We start from the raw sequence: 21,916 nt of genomic DNA on the forward strand, positions 1-21,916 counted from the left end.
AGAAAAAAATGAAAATTCGTGCACAGGTTTCCATGGTGCTAAACCTCGATAAGTGCATCGGTTGCCACACCTGCTCGGTGGTGTGCAAAAACGTTTGGACCAGCCGTGAGGGCATTGAATACGGCTGGTTCAACAACGTAGAAACCAAGCCGGGGCGCGGCTTTCCCCGCGACTGGGAGGATCAGGATAAGTGGCACGGCGGCTGGCAGCGAGTCAACGGCCAACTGACGCCGCGCATGGGCGGCAAACTCAGCCTGCTGGCCAAAATCTTCGCCAATCCGCATATGCCGGCGATAGGGGACTACTATGAACCTTACTCCTTCGACTACGCGCATTTGCACAACGCCCCCGCCGGCGCACGCCACCAGCCGACGGCGCGCCCCTATTCGCTGCTCACCGGCAAGACGCTGGAGAAAATTGAGGGCAGCGCCAACTGGGAGGATGACCTGGGCGGCGAAGCCCGCGTCCGTCAGGGCGATCGCAATCTGGATGGGCTGGACAAGCAGCGGTATGCCCAGTTTGAACAGACCTTCATGATGTACCTGCCGCGCTTGTGCGAACACTGCCTTAACCCGGCCTGCGTCGCCTCTTGCCCCAGCGGCGCCATCTATAAACGGGCCGAAGACGGCGTGGTGCTGATCAATCAGGATCAGTGCCGCGGCTGGCGCATGTGCGTCAGCGCCTGCCCCTACAAGAAGATCTACTACAACTGGAAAAGCGGGAAATCGGAGAAGTGTATTTTCTGCTACCCGCGCATCGAGGCCGGACTGCCGACCCTGTGCTCCGAGAGCTGCGTCGGACGTATCCGCTATATCGGCGTCATGCTGTACGATGCCGAGGCGATCCCCGCCGCGGCGGCAGAGGCGGATCCGCAGGCGCTGTATGAGGCGCAGATGAAGATCTTCCTCGATCCCGGCGATCCGGACGTCATTGCGCAGGCCCGCCGCGACGGCATCAGCGATGAGATCCTGGAGCATGCCCAACGTTCGCCGGTCTACCGTCTGATTAAGGAGTGGCGCCTGGCGCTGCCGCTGCATCCGGAGTTCCGTACGCTGCCGATGGTGTGGTACGTGCCGCCCCTGTCGCCGATCCGCTTCGATGACGCCGGCCTGGCCGAACCCCACGATATCCACCTGGCGGAGCTGGCGCAGATGCGTATTCCGATCGACTATCTGGCCAACCTGCTGTGCGCCGGTAACCGTAAGCCGGTAGAGGCGGCGTTGACCCGCCTGATCGCACTGCGTCACTACCGCCGCAGCCTGCTCAGCCCACAGGCGCCGCAGTGGCTGCAGCAGGCCGATCTCAGCGCTCCGCAGGCCGAGGCCATGTACCGCCTTCTGGCGCTGGCGCCGTACCATGAACGCTTCGTGATCCCCACCGGGATGCATCGCCCGGGAGGCGATCGCGAATATATTGAGCACGGCAGCTGTGGCTTCAGCTTCAATGCGCCCCACGATACCGACGGCGCCAACCTCACCGGCTATCGCCCCGACGATCGCCTGGTGATCAACACCCATAGCAAGGAGTAAGCCATGCTGAGCCTGTTAATATTGGCCCGCCTACTGGACTACCCCGATGAGGCGCTGTGGCAGGCGCGCGGTGAGCTGGAGGCGGCGCTGCCGCAGTGTCGCGAAATGACGGCGCAGCAGCAGGGGCGCCTGCAGGCGTTTATCGCCCATTACTGGGAGGCCCCGCTGGCAACCCGTCAAAGCGATTACATCACGCAGTTCGATCACACCCGCCGCTGCGCCCTGTATCTGTGCGAACACCAGCTAGCCGAGTCCAAAAACCGCGGGCAGGCGATGGTCAATATCCTGAGCCACTATCGCCAGGCCGCGCTGGAGCCCGCGCCGCGAGAGCTGCCCGACTATCTGCCGATGGTGCTGGAGTTTGCCTACCTGCAGTCACAGCGCCAGCCTGAGGAGGGCCGGCGTATCCTGACGCAAATTGCCGGTGTGGCGGAGATTCTATACCGCCGCACCCACGACGGTATCTATAGCATACTGTTCCAGCTACTGCTGCAGCTGGCCGGCAGAGAGACCGATGGCCTGACGCCGGAGGCCGACGGTGCGCCGACGATGGCGATCGATGCGGAGTGGGATCGCGCGCACGCCCCGGCCCGCGTTGAGCTCCCCGACATGCCCCAGGGCCGTTCGGCGCCGGTTCACTACCTGGATCTTGAGCGATAAGGAGGATTGAATGTCCGCACTGTCCTATTTTTTATTCAACATCTACCCCTATATCGCCATCACGGTGCTGTTGCTGGGGTGTCTCTATCGGTTCGACTATGGTCAATACACGTGGAAAAGCGGCTCTTCGCTGCTGATGGCCAACGGGCGCTATAGCCGCTATGCGCTTAACCTGTTTCACGTCGGCATGCTGGGAGTTTTCTTCGGCCACGTGGCCGGACTGCTGACGCCACGCTCTTGGTATGATGCCTATATCTCCAGCCAGACGCATCAGATCCTGGAGCTGATCGCCGGCAGCGTCTTCGGCACCCTGCTACTGATCGGCGCGCTGATGCTCTTGGCCCGCCGCCTCTTCTGCGCCCGGGTCGCCGCCACCTCGCCGTTTTCCGACAAGCTGATCCTGATCCTGCTGACGATCCAGATCTGCCTGGGCATGCTGACGATCCCGGTCGATCTGCTGCACCCCTCCGGCGCCACGCTGCAAAACCTGATCAGCTGGAGCCAGGGGATCGTGACCTTCCGTCCCGATCCTGCCCAGTATCTGCAAGAGGTCAACTGGCTGTTCAAGGTGCATATGGTGCTGGGGCTGACCATTTTCCTGATCTTCCCCTTTACCCGTCTGGTGCATATCTGCAGCCTGCCGCTGGGCTATCTCCTACGGCGACGCCAGGTCGTTAAAACCCTGCGCTAAACGCGCTTTTCCGCCTCGACGCGGCGCCAGCCCTAAACCCGCTGACGCCGCCGTCCACGTTACTGAATAACGCCGCAGGCCATACGCGCACCGCCGCCGCCCAGCGCGTGCGGATGATCGTCATAGTTATCGCCGCCGACGTGCACCATCAGCGCATGCCCCTTCAGCTGGGCGAGCGATTTCAGACGCGGTGCCAGCACGGCATAGTTCGCCGTACCGTCCGCATTGACCACCAGTCCCGGCAGATCGCCCAGATGCCCGGCATCGCTGTAGGGCCCCATATGCTTACCGCGCTTCTCGGGATCCCAGTGACCACCGGCCATCAGGGCCGGCACCGGTTTACCCTCTTTGACACCCGGCAGGCAGCTGGCGTTTTCATGGACATGAAAACCGTGGATCCCCTGCGGGAGACCGCGCAGGCTGGGCGTAAACAGCAGGCCATAGGGCGTTTCGCTGACCGTCACCTCACCGATCGTCGGTCCCGCCCCCTGCGGCCCCGCTTCATACAGCGTTATCGACTCAGAGGCGCTGTAGGCAGCCCCGCTCATCAACGCGGTGGCCAGTACCAATATTTTCATTTTTTTCATATCGTTATCTCCATATTGTTTCTTGTAATCTCTGCACTCCATTTTCATGCTAACAAAAAAAAAACCGTTTACTAACAAAAAAAAGGCCGTATTGACGTAAGGGTGACAAAAGTCACTCTGCCCGCACCCACCCCCACGCGCCACCGCTCGGTGTGACGCGATGAAATGACAGATAAAAAAGAGCCGCGCCGTTATTTTTTCGACTCAGCGCAAAGAATACTCCGAATATGCGTTGCTTTGCTCGGCACGTGCCCATACCGCCGTCCTGTGCTATCAGCGCGAGAAAAAATGGAATAGGTACCCACCCGGCGAGGCGCAATAAATTATTTTTCTATACCAGCTCAAAACAAAAAGAAATAAGTATTGGACAAAGCAAAAATAGACGTATAGCTACCCATGCTTACCGACGACAATAGACCTGCCGCACAAAGCGTAGCTATCCCATCAACAAACCGTGCGTCCGCCAAGGTCAGCACCAGCCCTCTTCGCGGGGATGCTGGAGCGCTCTGCCGCTGTGTTCTTGACGCCGCACCGGCAGAGGAAATAACAGAAATACGCCCCGTTATGTCCAAAAATAAACGCCGGCCTGGCGATAAGATGGGCTAATTCAGCTTTATAAGTTATATCGGAGTTTATTTTAATTCTCTAAAAAGCTAACCGGATCATATTTCTATGTCTCGCCAACACACTCTTCAGGATAAATAGTGAGCGCTCGTAAACCGTTTTTGTCGCATTCATCCCCGCTCGTCGCTTGTTATTTTCAACGAATGGAAAACATTCGATACAATTTTATTTTTCCCGTTGATTTTATTCATATTAAATAAATTCAAATTTTCTTCATTGCTGGCTATCATTATGCCGCGTGTTCTTTTTTTGTGACACAGGTCACCCGATAGGTCCTCTGTCACGCGATAGTTGATAATCAGGAATCCATCATGAAAGCATTCACTAAACTGGCCCTGTTCGTAGGTCTGGTCTCTGGCGCAACTCTGGTCAACGCCGCCGGCATCAACAACACCGGTTACTATGCCGGTGCCAAAATGGGTATCAGCGCCGAGCATCTGTTCGATCAGAAAGATGTTAACGGCAACGGCATGAGCAACGATAACAAAGGCGTCGGTAACGCCGGCCTGGTTTTCGGCTATAACTTCGAAAACCAGTTCAGCCTGCCGGTTCGCGCCGAGCTGGACTACACCTTCCGCGCTAACGCCACCTCCAGCCATACCAACGATGCCGCAGAGACCAACGACAGCCGTCTGGGTCTGCAGACGCTGATGGTTAACGGTTACTATGACATCAAAACCGGTACACCTTTCACCCCGTACGTCGGCGCCGGCATCGGTTATGCTAACGTCAGCCTGAAAAACGACATGAACGGCGACAACGTACAGAGCAACAGCAACAACTTTGCCTGGAGCGTCGGCACCGGTGTGATCTACAACGTTAACGAACGTCTGGATCTGGATCTGGGCTACAAATACCTGGACGCAGGCAAAGCCAGCGCCGGTAACTCCCAGGCCAAAGTGACCACCCATGACGTTACGCTGGGTGTGAACTACTACTTCTAAGTGGTTCGGTGACGAAAACCAACGGCTCCCTATGGGAGCCGTTTTGCTATTCGGCCGCGACGCCGCGCTCGGCCATCATTTCCCGCAGCCGCCGAAACACCGGCGTCACACGCAGACCGTTGTGATCGTACTCGCTGGTGATCCAGGTCTGGAGATTACCGATCTGCGCCGCGCTCTCCAGCGACAGGTCGGCGTCGACATACATGTCGTGGTAATACACCGCCGCCATCACCGGTATGTCGTTGTCGCGCAGACGCACGGTATCGTAAAGCACCGGCCACGTCTCACGCCGGGCCAACAGCTCCGCCGCCGCGCGAAACGGACGCAGTGACTGCATCTGATCAAACATCCACGGGTAGATCATCTCACCGGTCAGCAGGGGCGAACTCCGCTCCAAAGAGAACGCCGGCAGGCCATCGCGCACCCGCTGAGCGGCCCAGCGGGTCGCACCGCTGGCGTCATCGGCATAGATACTCTCATGCAGCACCGCATACAGCGGATTGTCGGCAAAACCGCTGCGCTGCATCACCTGGTTCAGGAAGGTATCGCTCAGCTCGCCCTCCGGGTTGAAGGCCTCATCCAGCAGCCACAGCAGGCGTTCATAGCCCTCGCTCATGCCCATATCCAGCCCCAGCGTCAGCAGACGCTCTACGCTGAGCAGATCGCCGTCGGGAAGGTATACCGCCTGTTCGCGCAGCAGGGCGACGATACGATCGAGCTGCTCGCGCGCCTGCGGGTAACGGGTGAAAAAGTGCTGATTGCGCTGCGCCACCCGGCGATAGGTCGCTTCATACAGCTGGGTGGCATCCGGCGCTATCGCCGGCAGGCCGCCGGTGATATAGCAGGCATGCAACCCCTGCGGCGCCTGGGATAGGTAGGTCAGCGTAATAAAACCGCCGTAGCTTTGGCCCAGCGTCGTCCAGCGCCGTCCGCCAAAGTGGCGCAGCCGCAGATGCTCCGCATCGCGCACCATAGCATCGGCGCGGAAGTGGCTCAGGTAGTCCGCCGCCTGCTGCGGGGTCATATCGCGCAGGACGCTGGCCTCAATCCGGCTGCTGTTGCCGGTGCCGCGCTGATCCATCAGGATCACCCGATAATCGCGCAGCGCCTCCGCCAGCCAGCCGCTGCAGGAGGTCGGCCGCGGGCATTTCCCGCCGGGGCCTCCCTGCAGGAACAGCAGACAGGGCATCTCATCCGCCTCGCGGCCCGGAGCGCACAGCTCACGGGCAAACAGCGTCAGCCGACGCCCATCGCTGGGGTCGCGCCAGTTCAACGGCACCTCAGTGCGGAACTCCCGCACCGCCATCCCCGGTACTAAAAACGCTCGTTCAATCATCTGTCGACACTCCTTGGCATGCAGACCACCCTCCCTACGGGCATCAGTCTGTCCAGACTCACAGTTCCGCGATGCGCAGTCCGCCGCTGCGGTAGCGGCTGGCCTGATCGCTGGGGGTATTGCCAAAAAACCGTTTGTATTCACGGCTAAACTGCGACGGGCTCTCATAACCGACCCGGCTCGCCGCCGTGCTGGCCTTCAGCCCATCGTGCAAGATCATCATGCGCGCCTTGTGTAGCCGATACGATTTAATGTACTGCAGCGGCGAGGTCGCCGTCACTGCCTTAAAGTTGTGGTGAAACGACGAGATGCTCATATTGACCGACTGCGCCAGCCTGTCGACGTTCAGACTGCTGGCGTAGTTCTGCTCAATCAGACGCAGCGCCTTGGCAATCTGACTAAAGTGGCTATGACGGCTGGCCAGCGCCAGCAGGGCGTCGCCGCCCGCCCCGCACAGGGCATGGAATAGCATCTCACGCACGATCTGCGGGCCGAGCACCCGGGCATGCAGGGGATCCTCCATCACCTCCACCAGGCGTTCGCAGGCGCACAGCATGGCATCGTCCAGCGCAACCGAGCGTACCCCCTCAGCGTGCGGGCGCACCGCCGTACGCATCCCATCGCCGATATCCATCAGCAGATCCTGCAGCATCTGCACGTCAACCCGCAGCGCCAGGCCGATCAACGGCTCCTGCGGCGAGGCAAAGGTCTCACATTCGCAGGGCAACGGCAGCGTCATCAGCAAATAATTGCTCGGATCATAGTGAAACACCCGCTCTCCCAGATACCCGACTTTGCGCCCCTGCAATATAATGATCAGACTGGGTTGGTACATGACCGGCGTGCGGGGTTGATGTGCGTTGACATAGATGAGGTTAACATGCTCGACCGGCGAGGGCTTGACCCCCGGCTGTTGATGCAGGCGCTGAACCTGTGCGGCCAACTGTTTCCATCTATCGTCGATAACCATGTAGCGGTCTCCATCCAACCAACTTAATTGGCAATTAATCTGCCTGTTTGACATGTTTTTCTACATTTTTTTGTAGGAATAGGCAAACAACCTACAGAAATGTGCATTGAGCCGATGGCGCAATACGCCCACAATAGCACTCAAATTTCATACCGGCGCTGACGCCGGACATATTCATGCTTTTTAGGTATATGAGTGAGGGTTGCATCATGGAAAACTTTGTTCTTCACACCCCGACCAAAATTCTGTTTGGCCGAGATCAGATTGCCAACCTGCGCGATGAGATCCCGCCACAGGCGCGCGTCCTGATCACCTACGGCGGCGGCAGCATTAAACGCAACGGCGTACTGGATCAGGTACACGCCGCCCTACACGGCCGTCATGTTTTTGAGTTTGGCGGTATTGAGCCGAATCCCCACTATGAAACCCTGATGCAGGCGGTGGAGATGGTGCATAACGAGAAGATCGACTACCTGCTCGCCGTCGGCGGCGGCTCGGTCATTGACGGAACCAAGTTTATCGCCGCCGCCGCAGACTACGTCGGCGATCCCTGGCATATCATGGAAACCGTCGGCAGCGACGTCACCCGTGCCATTCCGATGGGGGTGGTTCTCACCCTGCCGGCCACCGGCTCTGAAATGAATATGGGAGCCGTGATCACCCGCAGCGCAACCGGTGATAAGCTGCACTTTATGTCCCCCTTTGTCATGCCGCGCTTTGCCGTGCTGGATCCACAAGTCACCTACACCCTGCCGCCGCGTCAGATCGCCAACGGGGTCGTGGATGCCTTTGTACACATCGTGGAACAGTATCTGACCTATCCGGTCGATGCCCGCGTGCAGGATCGCTTCGCGGAAGGGCTGCTGCAGACCCTGATCGAAGAGGGTCCGCGAGCGCTGCAGGAGCCGGAAAACTATGGGGTGCGCGCCAATATCATGTGGTGTGCCACCATGGCGCTCAACGGGCTGATCGGCGCCGGGGTTCCGCAGGATTGGTCTACCCATATGCTTGGCCATGAGCTGACTGCCATGCACGGGCTGGATCATGCCCAGACCCTGGCCATCGTGCTGCCCAACGTGCTGCAGCTGAAGCGTGATAAAAAACACGCCAAGCTGCTGCAGTACGCCGAGCGGGTCTGGAATATCCACAGCGGCAGCGACGAGCAGCGCATTGACGCCGCCATCGCCGCGACGCGAGCCTTCTTTGAGCAGATGGGGGTAAAAACTCGCCTGAGCGACTACGGCCTGGACGGCAGCACCATTCCGGCGCTGCTCGATAAGCTGCAGGAGCACCGTATGACCGCCCTGGGCGAGCACGGCGACATCACGCTGGAGCAGAGCCGCCAGATCTATCAGGCGGCCCGCTGATCCTGGCCGCGAAAAACAGCGCGGGCCGGCATTTGCCGGCCCGCGCTATCGATGGTGCGTCAACGGTGCGCTACGCCTCTTCACCGATATATTCCATCGCAACGCGTGAGGTTAGCTTGGTGATCAGCTCATAGGCGCTGATACCGGTACAGGCGGCCACTTTTTCAACCGGCAGCCCTGGTCCCCACATGATCACGTTATCACCCACGCGATCCGCCGCCTGCGGCCCCAGATCGACCGAGATCATATCCATAGAGACCCGCCCCACAATCGGCACCTCTCGACCATTGATCAGCACCGGCGTGCCCGACGGTGCGCTGCGCGGATAGCCGTCGCCATAGCCGATCGCCACCACCCCGAGACGAGTATCACGTTGCGCCACCCAGGCGCCGCCGTAGCCCACCGGTTCGCCGACCTTATGCTCGCGCACCGCGATCAGGCTAGACTGCAGGGTCATCGCCGGCTGCAGTCCGTAGTGATCGGCCGCCAGCGACAAATCCGCCTGCGGCGAGACGCCGTACATAATAATCCCCGGCCGTACCATGTCACGGTGCGACTGCGGCCACAGCAGGATCCCGCCCGAGGCAGCGATAGACTGCTCGCCCGCTTTCCCCTGCACAAAGTCGTCGAAACAGGCCAGCTGCTGCTCGGTACGCCCGCTCTCTGGCTCATCAGCCCGGCTGAAGTGGCTCATAAAGTTTACCGGCTGAGCCACGTTAGGGCAGACGCACAGACGGCGATAAAACGCCTCGGCCTGCTCCGGGCGCACCCCAAGGCGATGCATGCCGGTGTCCAGCTTCATCCATACCTTAATCGGGCGCTCCAGACGGGCATTCTCCAACGCCTGCAGCTGTTCTTCGCTGTGTACCGCCGTTTCGATGTTATTGGCCACCAGCACCGGCAGATCGCTGGCGGAGAAAAAGCCCTCCAGCAGCAGGATCGGTTTAACGATCCCGCCGGAGCGCAGCATCAGCGCTTCGCCGATGCGCGCCACGCCGTAGCAATCGGCCTGGTTGAGGATTTTGGCGGTCTCCAGCAGGCCGTGCCCGTAGGCGTTGGCCTTCACCACGGCGATAAGGCGACTGTGCGGCGCAAACTTACGGATCTGCTGAAAGTTATGTCGCAGAGCGCGGCGATCAATGATGGCGGTTGCCGCTTTCATGTTGCTTCCTTGGTTCCATTAATGAGCTTGGTTGGATATCGGGTCGGGCGCGCGGCGCCCGGCTCATGAAATTGTCCCACAGGCAGAGACGCGATCCGCATCGGGCGCTTAGTCTTCATCGTTATAGGCCGGGCCCGCGTAGTTATCAAAGCGCGACCACTGGCCGTTAAAGGTCAGGCGCACCGTCCCGATGGGGCCGTTACGCTGCTTGCCAAGGATGATCTCGGCGATGCCCTTCAGATCGCTGTTTTCGTGATAGACCTCATCACGATAGATGAACATGATCAGGTCGGCGTCCTGTTCGATCGAGCCGGACTCGCGCAGGTCAGAGTTGACCGGGCGCTTATCGGCGCGCTGCTCCAATGAACGGTTCAGCTGCGACAGAGCCACCACCGGCACCTGCAGTTCTTTGGCCAACGCCTTGAGCGAACGGGAGATCTCGGCGATCTCCAGCGTGCGGTTATCCGACAACGACGGCACCCGCATCAGCTGCAGGTAGTCGATCATGATCAGGCTTAAGCCATCATGTTCGCGGAAGATGCGCCGCGCACGCGAGCGCACCTCCGTCGGGGTCAGGCCAGAGGAGTCGTCAATATACATATTGCGCTTCTCCAGCAGCAGCCCCATGGTGCTGGAGATCCGCGCCCAGTCCTCATCGTCCAGCTGTCCGGTACGGATACGGGTCTGATCGACGCGGGAGAGCGACGCCAGCATACGCATCATAATCTGTTCACCGGGCATCTCCAGGCTGAAGATCAGCACCGGCTTTTCCTGGGTCATCGCCGCATTTTCACACAGGTTCATCGCGAAGGTGGTCTTACCCATCGACGGGCGCGCCGCCACGATGATTAAATCAGACTTCTGCAGCCCGGCGGTCTTTTTGTCCAGATCCTGATAGCCGGTCGATACCCCTGTCACCCCGTCGTGGGGCCGCTGGTACAGCTGCTCAATGCGCGACACCGTATCTTCCAGGATCCGGTCGATGCTCTTCGGCCCCTCATCTTTGCTGGCGCGGTTTTCTGCGATCTGAAACACTCGGGACTCCGCCAGATCCAGCAGGTCTTCGCTGCTGCGCCCCTGCGGATCGTAGCCGGCGTCGGCGATCTCATTGGCGACCGCGATCATCTCCCGCACCACCGCGCGCTCGCGTACGATATCAGCGTAGGCGTTAATGTTGGCGGCACTGGGGGTATTCTTGGACAACTCGGCCAGATAGGCGAAGCCGCCGACGTTATCCAGGTGTCCCTGCTGCTCCAACGACTCCGATAGGGTGATCAGATCGATTGGGCGACCCTGCTCCAGCAGGCGCTGCATCTCGCCGAAGATCAGACGATGGGGGCGACTGTAAAAGTCATTGGAGACCACCCGTTCAGCCACATGATCCCAGCGTTCGTTATCCAGCATCAGACCGCCGAGAACGGACTGTTCAGCCTCCAGAGAGTGCGGGGGCAGCTTAAGCCCCTCCATCTGGCGATCGCGGGGTGCCTCGCGGGATTTACTGCCGGGATTGTTTCCTGCCATAGTGGAAATGCTTTACCTGTTGTGAGCCTGTGACGCGCGACAGTATAACCAATGCCGGCGCCCGGCGCATGGATAAGTCATAGGCGTTCACGGTAAGCGGGGGGAAAGGCGCGCGGCCCTCTCCATGCGTGCCGCAGCGCCGCGGCAGCACGGGGGAGCGCCTCGCCTAATAGCGGTGCGGCTGGGGTTTTCGCAGCGCGCGGTACAGCCAGACCACCACGATCGCCAAGGCCAGCCACGGCAGCAGCTTGATGACCAGCACAAACAGCCCGCCAAATACCAACAGCAGCGCCGCGACGGCCAGCGCGGCGATCACCCCCAGCAGCGATATGCCGGTCAGCAGCAGCGCCATAAAAAAAGCCAAGACAAACATCACTTCCAGCATCGACTTCTCTCCATTCCGTCACGACGACGGTCTCTCCGAGAATATCCAAAATCCATGCCAATGTTTAAAACAGCACTAACCCATTGATTCAATAAAAATGCCAGCGACACTGCGCTGGCAGAGGGGGATAGAGTGTAATGAAAATAACCAACTGTTGGTCAAATTACTCAGCGCGGCGCTCCACGAAGCGCAGCGCCTGCTCCACGACGTCAACACCGGCGCCCGGACGATGGGCGTTCTCACTCAGGTGGCGGCGCCACTGGCGCGCGCCGGGGATCCCCTGAAAGAGCCCCAGAATATGGCGTGTGATATGGCCCAGGTAGGTCCCCTGCGCCAGCTCCCGCTCGATATAGGGGTAGAGCGCCCGCACCACCGCCACGCTGTGCGGCACCGCCGCGTCGGTATCGAACAGCTGACGATCGACCAGGGCCAGGATGCCCGGATTATGGTAGGCCTCGCGCCCCATCATTACCCCGTCGACATGCTGTAGATGCGTCTGTGCCTCATCCAGACACTTTACGCCGCCGTTAAGGGCGATAGTCAACTGCGGAAAATCCTGCTTGAGGCGATACACCCGCGGATAGTCCAGCGGCGGCACCTCACGATTCTCCTTGGGACTCAGCCCCGACAGCCACGCCTTGCGCGCATGGACGATAAAGGTGTCACACTCCCCCTGTCCGGCAACGGTACCGATAAAGTCGCACAGAAACGGGTAGCTATCCTGCTCATCGATACCGATGCGGGTCTTCACGGTCACCGGGATTGAAACGACATCGCGCATCGCCTTCACACAGTCGGCCACCAGCTGCGCCTCACCCATCAGGCAGGCGCCAAAGCGGCCGTTTTGCACCCGATCCGACGGACAGCCCACGTTCAGATTGATCTCATCGTAGCCGCGCGCTTCGGCAAGCCGGGCGCAGTGGGCCAGATCGACCGGGTTGCTGCCGCCCAGCTGCAGCGCCAGCGGGTGCTCCTCTTCGCTGTAGGCCAGATAATCACCCTTACCGTGGATAATCGCGCCGGTGGTCACCATTTCGGTATACAGCAGGGCTTGACGGCTCAGCAAGCGGTGAAAATAGCGGCAATGGCGATCGGTCCAATCCAGCATCGGGGCGATGGAGAACCGCTGTGAGGGAAATGCGCCCGCCTGATCCCGCCCGCGGGCACCCGTCGCTTGTTCAATATGTGCTGCCTGAGTCATTGCTTGTTCGCCGTATCCCATATGATAGATGTGCCTCATTTACCCACCGGCGCGCCGGGTAGCGCGCGGGGCGGCGATTCTAGCATACCAGCCCTGCGTGCAAAAAGCGCACATCGGGCCCGCGCCCCTGCGCCACACCCTACTCCATCTCACACGGCCCCGACCGCACGCCCGAAGAGAGGAAAATGTGGCTGATAAAATCGGGCCGGTTATGGTCCAGCCCCAGCTTATTTCCTAGCATCCGCTTGCAGTGTACCACCGCCTGCTCATGGATCCCCAGTAGGCGAGCGGTCATGGCCGTACTGTTATGGAAAGAGAGACTGACCAGCACCGCGGCTTCGCGCAGGGTCACCCCGCGCTGATAGAGCGTCATCAGGCCAAAGGCATTTAGCCGAGCGTACACCGTCTCGCCCGCGCCCCAGCAAGCGTCCGGCGCGCCACGCGAATAGGGCAGAAAATAGAGATCCAACGGATGAAACGTCCGCCGCTGAATATGGTGGTAAAACGCGTCATAGCTCAGCGCGTGAGCACCGTTAAAAAAACGGGCAATCAGCTGAGTCAGGTAGCTCTCCCGCCGATTAATGATGATCACCGGAATCAGACTATGACGGCGCACCCTCTCCACGGTCTGCAGCAAATGATTACGCTGCCGATCCGTGACCAGCAGGCTGCCGGTTCGATGCAGCGCGCTGAGTGTGCGGGGCGAAAACGGAACCGCGTCCGGCAGCGAAATAATGGTGAACTGCCGCCGGTACAGCGCCACTATCGCCTGACGCAGCGGCCAGTGTTCGATCGCTAAAATAAGATCCATGTCTACTTTACCCTTCCCTGAGTCCGATATCGCGCGCGCTCAGTTTTACGCAGTGTCACTGCGACGGCGTTGATATAAAAGTTTTTTTTATAAAAACGCGGCATGATATATTTTTTGTTGTTTATGTTTTTTATTTCTACGGTCCGGAGAATTATTATTACTTTTAAATATTAATTGCTTTTATTATCTCAGCTAGAGATATATCACCAGTGTAATTACCGAATGGACGCGTCCGCGTCGCTGCCCGATCCATCGCCAACGGTGAGCGGCGCAGGGCTAAATTACCCGCTCCGTACGTCAGCGTCTGCCGTCGATATGTATTTCAGATGATAAAACAACAAGGTTTAAACAACGGAGCAACGCCGAAGCGGCCGCGATGCGCTTCGGGGCATCGTGCTAACTGTGGTAAAATGGCATCACACTATTGGCAGGGAACCGCGACCATGACCACCCCCACTTTGCAGCGACTGCTGGCCCAGGCAGAACAGATCTGTCGGCAGCGCAATGTCCGCCTGACGCCCCAGAGGATGGAGGTGCTGCGCCTGATGGCCGCTCAGCAGGGCGCCATCAGCGCCTACGATCTGCTGGATTTACTACGGGTATCCGAACCCCAGGCCAAGCCCCCGACCATCTATCGGGCGCTTGATTTCCTGCTGGAGCAGGGGTTTATCCACAAGGTCGAATCGACCAACAGCTATGTGATGTGCCACCACCTCGATGAGCCGTGTCACACCTCCGCGCTGTTTATCTGCCACCGCTGCGGCCAGGTTCATGAGCGTTCGGCCGACCTCCTGCAGCAGCAGCTGGAGACGCTGGCGCAGCAGGCCGGTTTTACCCTGCAGCACAGCGTCATCGAGGCCCATGGCCTGTGCCACGCCTGCGCCCAGGCGCCCGGCGGCGAAACGCCGGCCCGCTAGCGCCATCGCGGCGGCGGACTACGCCGCCCCTGCGGGGAACCAGCGCTGCGTGCGCCAGCGGCGGCGCCAGATCAGCCACAGGGACAGGCCGCGCAGCGTCAAAAATACCGCCAGCGCCAGCCACAGACCATGGTTACCCAGCCACGGTATGCTCAGCAGCGTTATGCCGTATCCCAGGGCCGCTACCGCCATACTGTTACGCATATCGGCCCCGCGCGTCGCACCGATAAACATGCCGTCCAACAGGTAGCACCATACCCCCAGCAGCGGCAGCACGGTCTGCCAAGGCAGATAGTCGAGCGCCAGGGTCTGTACCTGCGGCAACGAGGTCAACAGATTGACAATAGCGCGCCCAAACAAGCCGTAGGCCAGCGCAAACAGCAGCGCTACCGCCCCCGCCTGACGGCAGGCGGCGTGCCATACCCGGCGCAGCGCCGAGCCATCGCGGGCGCCAAAGGCCTGGCCGGAGTAAGCCTCGACGGCATAGGCGAAGCCATCCAGCGCATAGGCGGTAAAGGTCAGCAGATTCATCAGCACCGCATTGACGGCCACGACGTCGGCCCCCAGCCGCGCGCCGATCACCGTCAGCGAGGCAAAGCACAGCTGCAGCAGCAGGGAGCGCAGCATGATATCGCGGTTCAGTGCCAACAGGCGGTGCAGGTTACCGCGCCAGGCGTGTCGGAAATGCGCCCGGCGCAGCCCGCGCAGACGCATCACATGCAGCAGCAGCGCCCCCCCCATCAGCAGCGTGACATAGTCGGCGATCACCGTAGCCCAGGCGGCGCCGGCCACCTTCCAGCCCAGTCCCACCACCAGCCACAGATCCAGCGCGATATTCACCGCGTTGCCGACGATCAGCAGCAGCACCGGCGCCCGAGCGTACTGCACCCCCAGCAGCCAGCCCAGAATCACCAGGTTGGTCAGGGTCGCCGGCGCGCTCAGCCAGCGGATATGCATAAACAGCTGCGCCTGCGTCTGTATCGCGGCCTCGGCGCCGACGATCTGCAGCATCAGCGCGCTCAGCGGCTGGCGCAGCAGGATGATGCCCACCCCGGCCAGCAGGGCCATGATCAGCGGCTGCACCAACGCCCGCGCCAGCGCCGGGCGATCGGCGGCGCCGAACGCCTGGGCACACAGCCCGGTGGTACTCATGCGCAAAAACAGCAGCAGCATAAACAAAAAGGTGGTGGCCATGCTGCCCACCGCCACGCCGCCCAGATAAACCGGCGAGTCCAAATGACCGATCACCGCCGTGTCGACCACGCCCAGCAAGGGAACGGAAACATTCGACAGAATCATCGGCAGCGCCAGGCGCCACAGCGCCTTGTCTTCCTGGAAAACGCCTCGCATCACATCGTTCCCTCGTTTGGTCGGATCGCGCCGGTGCGGCGCACGAAGGCCGCAAAAAAAAGACCCCGCGAGCCGAAGGATCGCGGGGTGGGGGCCGGGGTAACGCGCGGGCCTGGCGGCGCAGAGGCGCTACGCCCCGGAGCGGGATACAGCCTAGATCCAGTCACCGTTGCGGATCACGCCGACGGCCAGCCCCTCGATGGTGAAGTTCTGCTCGCGCAGATCGACCACGATAGGCTGGAAGTCGCTGTTTTCTGGCAGAAGCTGTACCATATTCCCTTGTTTTTTAAGTCGTTTAACGGTCACTTCATCTTCAATGCGCGCAACGACTACCTGACCGTTGCGGACATCCTGGGTCTTGTGCACCGCCAGCAGGTCGCCGTCCAGAATACCGATATCGCGCATCGACATGCCGTTGACCCGCAGCAGGAAGTCGGCGCTGGGCTTAAACAGCGATGGATCGACCTGGTAAAACCCTTCGATATGCTGCTGCGCCAGCAGCGGCTCACCGGCGGCCACCTGGCCAATCAGCGGCAGCCCCGTCTCATCTTCCATCAACAGGCGGATACCGCGCGACGCACCGGAGACAATCTCGATCACCCCCTTGCGCTGCAGCGCCTTCAGGTGCTCCTCGGCGGCGTTGGGTGAACGGAAACCGAGGCGCTGGGCAATCTCGGCACGCGTCGGCGGCATGCCGGTTTGTTCGATATGATCGCGAATCAGATCGTAGACCTGCTGCTGCCTGGCCGTAAGTGCTTTCATTCCGCCCCCTGTTCGTTTATACAGTTTTGCTGTGAGTATATACAGGTAGCGGATAATTTAAAACCGTGAAATACACAAAACACCGGCCGCGGCGTGCTTTCCGTCGCGGTCAGACGGTGCTCAGCTTTTCCCCTGCGCCCGGTAAATACGCTGCGGGCGCCCCACCTTGCCATAGACAATTTCGGCGACGATCTGCTGACGCGCCGCACAGAACTCCAGATAGCGCCGCGCCGTCGTACGGCTCAGCAGCAGGCTCTGCGCCACGCTTTCGGCGGTATGGCGTACCGTATCGTCCACAAACAGCCCCTGCACCTTCTCCAGCGTCAGGGCATCAATGCCGACCGGCAGATCCTCTTTGCTATCCCCGCGCGCATAGGCGTTATACATGCTGTCTATCTGACGCTGGCTGGCATTCTGATGTCCGCTGAGCATGCTATTGCGCTGCTGATAGCGATCCAGCGTCTGCCCCAGACGCTCGTAGGCGATGGGTTTGATCAGGTAGTCAAAGGCGCCGCTGCGAACCGCCTCTGAGACGGTGTCCATATCGCTGGCGGCGGTGGTCAGCACTACGCCGCCCGGATAGCGCTGCTGGGTCAGTTCATGCAGCAGATGTACTCCGACGCCGTCCGGCAAATAGTTATCCAACAGCACCAAATCCGGGTGAAAACTTTTAATCATCGCCCGGGCCTGAGCCAGATTGCCGGCCAACCACAGCTGACCACAGCAGGGATGATTGCGGATAAACTCCGCGTGCATCTCAGCCAGCGGCGTTTCATCCTCGACGATTAATATATTAATTTTATTCATGTTCACACTTCACCTTCGGGATAAAAACAGAAAATAGAGTGCCATAGGGCTGGTTGTCCTCCAGCGTAATGGTGCCTCCGCAACGCCCGACATAGCGGGCAATAAGGTACAGGCCAATGCCGTGCTCCCCAGGATCTTCCGCCTTGGTACTCACGCCCTGCTCAAAAATGTTATCTTTCAGCGCATCCGGGACACCGCAGCCCTGATCGGCCACTTCAATGATGACCTCGCTGCCCTCATCCGACAGATAGACCTCAACGCCGCCGCCCCCCTGCGGGTTCTTCAGGCTGGCGTCGAAGGCATTATCCAATAGATTGCCCAATACCGCCGCAAACTCCGTGCTGTCCAACCCCGCCGGCAGCGCATGCAGCTGGCTGCCGTCGACGATGGTCAGCGTCAGCCCCAGCTCGCGTGCCCGGTGCACTTTACCAAACAGCAGCCCGGCGACCACCTTGTCACTGAACGCATCGCGCAGGCGGTCGATCAGCTGCTGCTGCGCCTGCGATGCCCCGCGCACCATCTCCAGCGCCCGATCGTACTCCTTCATCTGTAGCAGCCCGCTGAGCGTCGACATCCAGTTGAGGTGTTCATGGCGTACGGTACGCAGGCTGTCAACATATTGGCGGATCTGGGTCAGCTGGGCGTTAAGCGCATTGATATCATCCTTGCTACGGAAGCTGATAATCGCGCCGAGCAGCGTATCGCCGTCGCCGGAGCGGATGGTCGCCCGGTTGGCTATAACGCTCAGCCCGTTAAAGGTGAGAATGGCATCACGCCGATCTTCATTGATGCGATCGGTGAAAAAGTCCGACGGTGAGACCACCTGGCTTATCGGCTGCCCCAGCCACTGACGACCCGGCGCGCTTAGCCCCAGCATTTTGCGGGCATTACGATTTATTGCCGTGATCTGTCCGTCAGGATCGACCGCAATCAGTCCCTCAAAAACGGCGCCGAACAGGGCCTCCATCTGACGCACCACCCGGGCTATCTGGCGCGGCTCCATCCCCATCATCTGTCGTCGGATATGTGCGGCAAATAGCCAGGAGAGCAGCATCATCAGCAGCAGCACGCACACGAAGACCCCGGCCATGGGCAGCAGGAAGTCCAGACGCCAGCTATCGATCTTGCTGACCAAATAGCCCAGGGATACGACCCCGATCACCTGCCCCTGATGATCGAAAATGGGCGTTTTCGCGCGCAGCGCCTGGCCCAGAGAGCCTTTTCCTGAGATAAAGTAGCTCTCTCCCTTCTCAATGGCGCCCGGCTTATTGAACTGCATCTTATGGCCGATTTTGGCCGGATTGGGGTGATACAGGCGAACAGAGTTCCGATCGCCGATGACCACATAGTCAAAGTCAGTCCCGGTTCCCAGACGATCGGCAATCAGCGCCAGGCGGTGGATGTCGCGATCCTTCACCCCATCCACGATACTGTCCATCGATGCGATGATCTTGGCCTGGTTCATCGCCATGTCGCGCACCTGCCTCATCATGTAGTCTTCAAAGCTGGCTGACAGGTACTTCCCCAGCGCGGCAAACAGGCAGCAGGAAACCAGCAGTAACAGTAAAAAAATACGCAGGGGGAACGCCATGCGGCGAAAGAAATTCACCGCACTGTTATTCGGCATTCTTACCATCGTTACCTCACCTTTTAATACGTTTCGATTACCTTTGAACGCTTCAAATGTAATCGTTTTGTTTCCTGACACTCTGGCCATAATGCTTTTCTACTTTTGCAGATTATCGCTATTAAACTAATTAAGCAAATAAAAACCAGTCTATAAAAATCTTTATTTTAAATTACGAAGATAAAAACTATTAAGGCGATTTAAAACTGCTTTCCGTTTGTGAATCAGGTCAAAAATCCCCACCCAATTCCTATTTAGGATTAATTTAACAACAGCCAAGGGGAATAAAAATAGGCAGCAAAGTTTTATTACCTTTGATTGAAAATGAAAAGTTATTGAGTTGATAAAAGATACATTTATTTAACGTAACCATCGCGACGCAGAGCAGGAATCCTTATGTTCAGCAATACTGTTTTCACCCAGATTAAGCGTTCTGAGCAAAAGAGGATTGCCGACATCACTCATTTTCTGCGTGAAAATGGCCTCAACATTGATACATCAGTAGAAATATTTATTTGTGCACAGCGGGATAACAAAATCATCGCCTGCGGCGGTATCGCCGGCGATATCATAAAGTGTGTCGCCATCAGCGCCACCGCCCGCGGCGAAGGATTGGCCCTGACGCTGGCCACTGAATTGGTCAACCTGGCCTATGAATTAGGGCGGAATAATCTTTTCATCTATACAAAAGAAGAAAACGAAGAGATGTTCCACCAGTGCGGTTTCTCTACCATTACCCGGGTTCCCGGGATCATGGTACTGATGGAGAACAGTAAAGTCCGTCTTCAACGCTATGCCGAAACATTAGCGACGCTGCGCCACCCAGGGAAAAAAATCGGTGCCATCGTGATGAACGCTAACCCGTTCACCAACGGACACCGCTACCTCGTCCGGCAGGCCGCCAGTCAATGCGACTGGCTACACCTGTTTTTAGTCCGTGAGGATACCTCACGCTTTTCTTATGAAGATCGGCTGGCGCTGGTGCGTTCCGGTGTGAGTGATATCGCCAATCTGACGCTACACCCGGGCTCCGAATACATCATCTCCCGCGCCACCTTTCCCTGCTACTTCATTAAAGAGCAGGGGGTGGCTGACAACTGCTACACCGAAATCGATATCAAGATATTCCGGCAGTATCTGGCGCCGGCACTGGGCATTACCCACCGCTTCGTCGGGACGGAGCCCTTCTGCCCGGTCACCGCCAAATACAATCAGGATATGCGTTACTGGCTGGAAACCCCGGCGCTGCCCTATCCGCCGATCCATCTGGTTGAAGTGGCCAGGCTGACCTATCACAACACCCCCATTTCAGCCTCATGGGTACGCAAGCTGCTGGTACGCAAAGATCTTCCGGCAATCACCCCACTGGTACCCGACGCGACGCGGGCCTATCTGGCCCGGCTGATCGCATCAATGCCGGCGGGCGCAGAGCGCCGGCCCCAGGAATCCGTCTTAGTTACAGGTGACAAATGAAAATAAACCACGCAGCCGTCGCTGGCACCCTTGAGTCGAGCGACGTGATGGTGCGCATCGCGCCCATTGAAGACGACCAAGCTCTCGATCTGCAAATTAGCAGCAGCGTCGAAAAACAGTTTGGCGACGCCATCCGCGCCACCGTGCTGGACGTCCTCAACCGCTATCAGATTCGCGGCGTACAGCTGATCGTTGACGATAAAGGCGCGCTCGACTGTGTCCTGCGCGCACGTCTGGAAACCCTGCTGGCGCGCGCCGCCGATCTGGTCAGCCTGCCTTGGGAGGATCGCGCATGACACCGCAACAGAAAACCCGCACCCGTCGCAGCATGCTGTTTGTTCCCGGCTCCAACGCCGCCATGCTGAGCAACGCCTTTATCTATAAAGCCGATTCGCTGATGTTTGACCTGGAAGACTCCGTGGTGCTGCGTGAAAAAGACGCTGCCCGCCGTCTGGTCTACCACGCGCTGCAGCACCCCCTGTACAATGACATTGAGACCATCGTGCGCGTCAACGCGTTGGACTCCGCGTACGGCGTCGCCGATCTGGAAGCCGTCGTGCGCGCTGGAGTCGATGTGGTACGTCTGCCGAAAACCGACTCCGCCGATGACGTCATCGCTATCGAAAACGAAATTGCCCGCATCGAACGCACCTGCGGACGTGAGGTGGGCAGCACCGGCCTGCTGGCCGCCATCGAGTCAGCCCAGGGGATCACCCAGGCCGTGGCCATCGCCCACGCCTCCCCGCGTCTGATCGGGATTGCGCTCGGCGCCGAAGACTATGTGCGCAATCTGCGCACGGAGCGCTCGGCGGAGGGCATCGAACTGCTGTTCGCCCGCTGCAGCATCCTGCAGGCGGCCCGCGCCGCCGGTATCCAGGCCTTTGACACCGTCTATTCCGACGCCAACAACGATGAGGGCTTCCTGCGCGAAGCTTCCCATATCAAACAGCTGGGCTTTGACGGTAAATCGCTGATCAACCCGCGTCAGATCGAGCTGCTGCACAACCTGTACGCGCCGACGCAGAAAGAGGTCGATCACGCCCGTCTGGTGGTCGACGCCGCCGAGGCCTCCGCCCGCGAAGGACGCGGTGTGGTTTCCCTGAACGGCAAGATGGTTGACAGCCCGGTTATCGAGCGCGCGCGTCTGGTGCTTTCCCGCGCGGCCCTGTCCGGCATCCGTGAAGAATAAGGC

Annotated in this window: 21 protein-coding genes; 9 read left to right on the forward strand and 12 right to left on the reverse strand. The window is 59.3% G+C overall.

What is annotated here, in order from left to right; all coding sequences use genetic code 11:
* The first annotated feature begins 8 nt into the window (after positions 1-8).
* Genes narH through narI form a run of 3 tightly spaced genes read left to right on the forward strand, consistent with a single transcriptional unit; the run spans position 9 to position 2,880 of the window.
* Positions 9-1,529 (forward strand): nitrate reductase subunit beta, encoded by a 1,521-nt coding sequence (gene narH, locus QY76_RS01610; RefSeq protein ID WP_034162995.1) that lies wholly within the window; start codon positions 9-11, stop codon positions 1,527-1,529.
* Positions 1,530-1,532: 3 nt separating this feature from the next.
* The gene (gene narJ, locus QY76_RS01615) at positions 1,533-2,189 is read left to right on the forward strand and encodes a nitrate reductase molybdenum cofactor assembly chaperone (RefSeq protein ID WP_034162997.1); all 657 of its coding nucleotides are present in this window, start codon (positions 1,533-1,535) and stop codon (positions 2,187-2,189) included.
* Positions 2,190-2,199: 10 nt separating this feature from the next.
* Positions 2,200-2,880: a respiratory nitrate reductase subunit gamma gene (gene narI / locus QY76_RS01620; protein ID WP_034162999.1), complete on the forward strand. Its 681-nt coding sequence runs from the start codon at positions 2,200-2,202 to the stop codon at positions 2,878-2,880.
* Positions 2,881-2,939: 59 nt separating this feature from the next.
* Here narI and sodC read toward each other — a convergent pair whose 3' ends face one another.
* Positions 2,940-3,467, reverse strand: coding sequence for a superoxide dismutase family protein (gene sodC, locus QY76_RS01625; protein ID WP_034163000.1), 528 nt, complete (start codon positions 3,465-3,467; stop codon positions 2,940-2,942).
* Between the two features lie 935 nt (positions 3,468-4,402).
* Here sodC and QY76_RS01630 point away from each other — a divergent pair.
* Positions 4,403-5,035 carry an outer membrane protein gene (locus QY76_RS01630; RefSeq protein ID WP_034163002.1) on the forward strand — a complete coding sequence of 211 codons (633 nt, stop codon included), beginning with the start codon at positions 4,403-4,405 and terminating at the stop codon, positions 5,033-5,035.
* 46 nt (positions 5,036-5,081) lie between these two features.
* On the opposite strand, the gene QY76_RS01635 is transcribed toward QY76_RS01630, so the two are convergent.
* On the reverse strand, positions 5,082-6,371 hold the full coding sequence (locus tag QY76_RS01635) for an alpha/beta fold hydrolase (RefSeq protein WP_045427763.1): 1,290 nt from the start codon (positions 6,369-6,371) through the stop codon (positions 5,082-5,084).
* A 58-nt stretch (positions 6,372-6,429) separates the two neighbouring features.
* A complete protein-coding gene (locus QY76_RS01640) occupies positions 6,430-7,341 on the reverse strand; it encodes an AraC family transcriptional regulator (RefSeq protein ID WP_034163005.1) in 912 nt (303 codons plus the stop codon).
* Between the two features lie 209 nt (positions 7,342-7,550).
* Here QY76_RS01640 and yqhD point away from each other — a divergent pair, with 209 nt between their 5' ends.
* On the forward strand, positions 7,551-8,708 hold the full coding sequence (yqhD, locus tag QY76_RS01645) for an alcohol dehydrogenase (protein WP_045427766.1): 1,158 nt from the start codon (positions 7,551-7,553) through the stop codon (positions 8,706-8,708).
* A gap of 70 nt (positions 8,709-8,778) precedes the next feature.
* Here the strand turns inward: yqhD and alr are convergent, their stop codons facing one another.
* The 5 genes from alr to QY76_RS01670 form a co-directional block, all read right to left on the reverse strand.
* Positions 8,779-9,870 (reverse strand): alanine racemase, encoded by a 1,092-nt coding sequence (gene alr, locus QY76_RS01650; RefSeq protein ID WP_045427769.1) that lies wholly within the window; start codon positions 9,868-9,870, stop codon positions 8,779-8,781.
* 108 nt (positions 9,871-9,978) lie between these two features.
* Complete coding sequence (dnaB, locus tag QY76_RS01655) at positions 9,979-11,391, reverse strand: replicative DNA helicase (protein ID WP_034163009.1); 1,413 nt, start codon at positions 11,389-11,391, stop codon at positions 9,979-9,981.
* 166 nt (positions 11,392-11,557) lie between these two features.
* On the reverse strand, positions 11,558-11,776 hold the full coding sequence (gene pspG, locus QY76_RS01660) for an envelope stress response protein PspG (protein WP_034163010.1): 219 nt from the start codon (positions 11,774-11,776) through the stop codon (positions 11,558-11,560).
* Between the two features lie 163 nt (positions 11,777-11,939).
* Complete coding sequence (dusA, locus tag QY76_RS01665; RefSeq protein WP_045427772.1) at positions 11,940-12,977, reverse strand: tRNA dihydrouridine(20/20a) synthase DusA; 1,038 nt, start codon at positions 12,975-12,977, stop codon at positions 11,940-11,942.
* 139 nt (positions 12,978-13,116) lie between these two features.
* Entirely contained in the window at positions 13,117-13,788 is a 672-nt protein-coding gene (locus QY76_RS01670; RefSeq protein WP_034163013.1) for a hypothetical protein, read from the reverse strand.
* A 443-nt stretch (positions 13,789-14,231) separates the two neighbouring features.
* Here QY76_RS01670 and zur point away from each other — a divergent pair, with 443 nt between their 5' ends.
* Complete coding sequence (gene zur / locus QY76_RS01675) at positions 14,232-14,705, forward strand: zinc uptake transcriptional repressor Zur (RefSeq protein ID WP_034163014.1); 474 nt, start codon at positions 14,232-14,234, stop codon at positions 14,703-14,705.
* An 18-nt stretch (positions 14,706-14,723) separates the two neighbouring features.
* On the opposite strand, the gene dinF is transcribed toward zur, so the two are convergent.
* From dinF to dpiB, 4 genes are all read right to left on the reverse strand, one after another.
* Positions 14,724-16,055, reverse strand: coding sequence for an MATE family efflux transporter DinF (gene dinF, locus QY76_RS01680; protein ID WP_045427775.1), 1,332 nt, complete (start codon positions 16,053-16,055; stop codon positions 14,724-14,726).
* A 153-nt stretch (positions 16,056-16,208) separates the two neighbouring features.
* The gene (lexA, locus tag QY76_RS01685) at positions 16,209-16,817 is read right to left on the reverse strand and encodes a transcriptional repressor LexA (protein WP_012847108.1); all 609 of its coding nucleotides are present in this window, start codon (positions 16,815-16,817) and stop codon (positions 16,209-16,211) included.
* Positions 16,818-16,937: 120 nt separating this feature from the next.
* Entirely contained in the window at positions 16,938-17,624 is a 687-nt protein-coding gene (gene dpiA / locus QY76_RS01690; protein ID WP_034163017.1) for a two-component response regulator DpiA, read from the reverse strand.
* On the reverse strand, positions 17,617-19,260 hold the full coding sequence (gene dpiB / locus QY76_RS01695; protein WP_045427778.1) for a sensor histidine kinase DpiB: 1,644 nt from the start codon (positions 19,258-19,260) through the stop codon (positions 17,617-17,619). The genes dpiA and dpiB overlap by 8 nt, the downstream gene beginning before the upstream one ends.
* Positions 19,261-19,647: 387 nt before the next feature.
* Here dpiB and citC point away from each other — a divergent pair, with 387 nt between their 5' ends.
* From citC to citE, 3 genes are read left to right on the forward strand one after another with little or no spacing between them, the layout of a single operon-like run.
* Entirely contained in the window at positions 19,648-20,724 is a 1,077-nt protein-coding gene (citC, locus tag QY76_RS01700; RefSeq protein WP_034163019.1) for a [citrate (pro-3S)-lyase] ligase, read from the forward strand.
* The gene (citD, locus tag QY76_RS01705; protein WP_034163020.1) at positions 20,721-21,020 is read left to right on the forward strand and encodes a citrate lyase acyl carrier protein; all 300 of its coding nucleotides are present in this window, start codon (positions 20,721-20,723) and stop codon (positions 21,018-21,020) included. Before citC ends, citD begins: the two co-directional genes overlap by 4 nt.
* The gene (citE, locus tag QY76_RS01710) at positions 21,017-21,913 is read left to right on the forward strand and encodes a citrate (pro-3S)-lyase subunit beta (RefSeq protein ID WP_045427781.1); all 897 of its coding nucleotides are present in this window, start codon (positions 21,017-21,019) and stop codon (positions 21,911-21,913) included. The genes citD and citE overlap by 4 nt, the downstream gene beginning before the upstream one ends.
* The last annotated feature ends 3 nt before the right edge of the window (positions 21,914-21,916 follow it).

This window comes from Edwardsiella sp. EA181011 (genome assembly GCF_000800725.1).
GTDB lineage: Bacteria > Pseudomonadota > Gammaproteobacteria > Enterobacterales > Enterobacteriaceae > Edwardsiella > Edwardsiella anguillarum.

What these genes read in the sequence shown, in the direction of transcription:
- narH (WP_034162995.1), top strand. Translation starts at nt 9, where the DNA reads ATGAAAATTCGTGCACAGGTTTCCATGGTGCTAAACCTCGATAAGTGC.
- narJ (WP_034162997.1), top strand. Translation starts at nt 1,533, where the DNA reads ATGCTGAGCCTGTTAATATTGGCCCGCCTACTGGACTACCCCGATGAG.
- narI (WP_034162999.1), top strand. Translation starts at nt 2,200, where the DNA reads ATGTCCGCACTGTCCTATTTTTTATTCAACATCTACCCCTATATCGCC.
- sodC (WP_034163000.1), bottom strand. Translation starts at nt 3,467, where the DNA reads ATGAAAAAAATGAAAATATTGGTACTGGCCACCGCGTTGATGAGCGGG.
- QY76_RS01630 (WP_034163002.1), top strand. Translation starts at nt 4,403, where the DNA reads ATGAAAGCATTCACTAAACTGGCCCTGTTCGTAGGTCTGGTCTCTGGC.
- QY76_RS01635 (WP_045427763.1), bottom strand. Translation starts at nt 6,371, where the DNA reads ATGATTGAACGAGCGTTTTTAGTACCGGGGATGGCGGTGCGGGAGTTC.
- QY76_RS01640 (WP_034163005.1), bottom strand. Translation starts at nt 7,341, where the DNA reads ATGGTTATCGACGATAGATGGAAACAGTTGGCCGCACAGGTTCAGCGC.
- yqhD (WP_045427766.1), top strand. Translation starts at nt 7,551, where the DNA reads ATGGAAAACTTTGTTCTTCACACCCCGACCAAAATTCTGTTTGGCCGA.
- alr (WP_045427769.1), bottom strand. Translation starts at nt 9,870, where the DNA reads ATGAAAGCGGCAACCGCCATCATTGATCGCCGCGCTCTGCGACATAAC.
- dnaB (WP_034163009.1), bottom strand. Translation starts at nt 11,391, where the DNA reads ATGGCAGGAAACAATCCCGGCAGTAAATCCCGCGAGGCACCCCGCGAT.
- pspG (WP_034163010.1), bottom strand. Translation starts at nt 11,776, where the DNA reads ATGCTGGAAGTGATGTTTGTCTTGGCTTTTTTTATGGCGCTGCTGCTG.
- dusA (WP_045427772.1), bottom strand. Translation starts at nt 12,977, where the DNA reads ATGACTCAGGCAGCACATATTGAACAAGCGACGGGTGCCCGCGGGCGG.
- QY76_RS01670 (WP_034163013.1), bottom strand. Translation starts at nt 13,788, where the DNA reads ATGGATCTTATTTTAGCGATCGAACACTGGCCGCTGCGTCAGGCGATA.
- zur (WP_034163014.1), top strand. Translation starts at nt 14,232, where the DNA reads ATGACCACCCCCACTTTGCAGCGACTGCTGGCCCAGGCAGAACAGATC.
- dinF (WP_045427775.1), bottom strand. Translation starts at nt 16,055, where the DNA reads ATGCGAGGCGTTTTCCAGGAAGACAAGGCGCTGTGGCGCCTGGCGCTG.
- lexA (WP_012847108.1), bottom strand. Translation starts at nt 16,817, where the DNA reads ATGAAAGCACTTACGGCCAGGCAGCAGCAGGTCTACGATCTGATTCGC.
- dpiA (WP_034163017.1), bottom strand. Translation starts at nt 17,624, where the DNA reads ATGAATAAAATTAATATATTAATCGTCGAGGATGAAACGCCGCTGGCT.
- dpiB (WP_045427778.1), bottom strand. Translation starts at nt 19,260, where the DNA reads ATGGTAAGAATGCCGAATAACAGTGCGGTGAATTTCTTTCGCCGCATG.
- citC (WP_034163019.1), top strand. Translation starts at nt 19,648, where the DNA reads ATGTTCAGCAATACTGTTTTCACCCAGATTAAGCGTTCTGAGCAAAAG.
- citD (WP_034163020.1), top strand. Translation starts at nt 20,721, where the DNA reads ATGAAAATAAACCACGCAGCCGTCGCTGGCACCCTTGAGTCGAGCGAC.
- citE (WP_045427781.1), top strand. Translation starts at nt 21,017, where the DNA reads ATGACACCGCAACAGAAAACCCGCACCCGTCGCAGCATGCTGTTTGTT.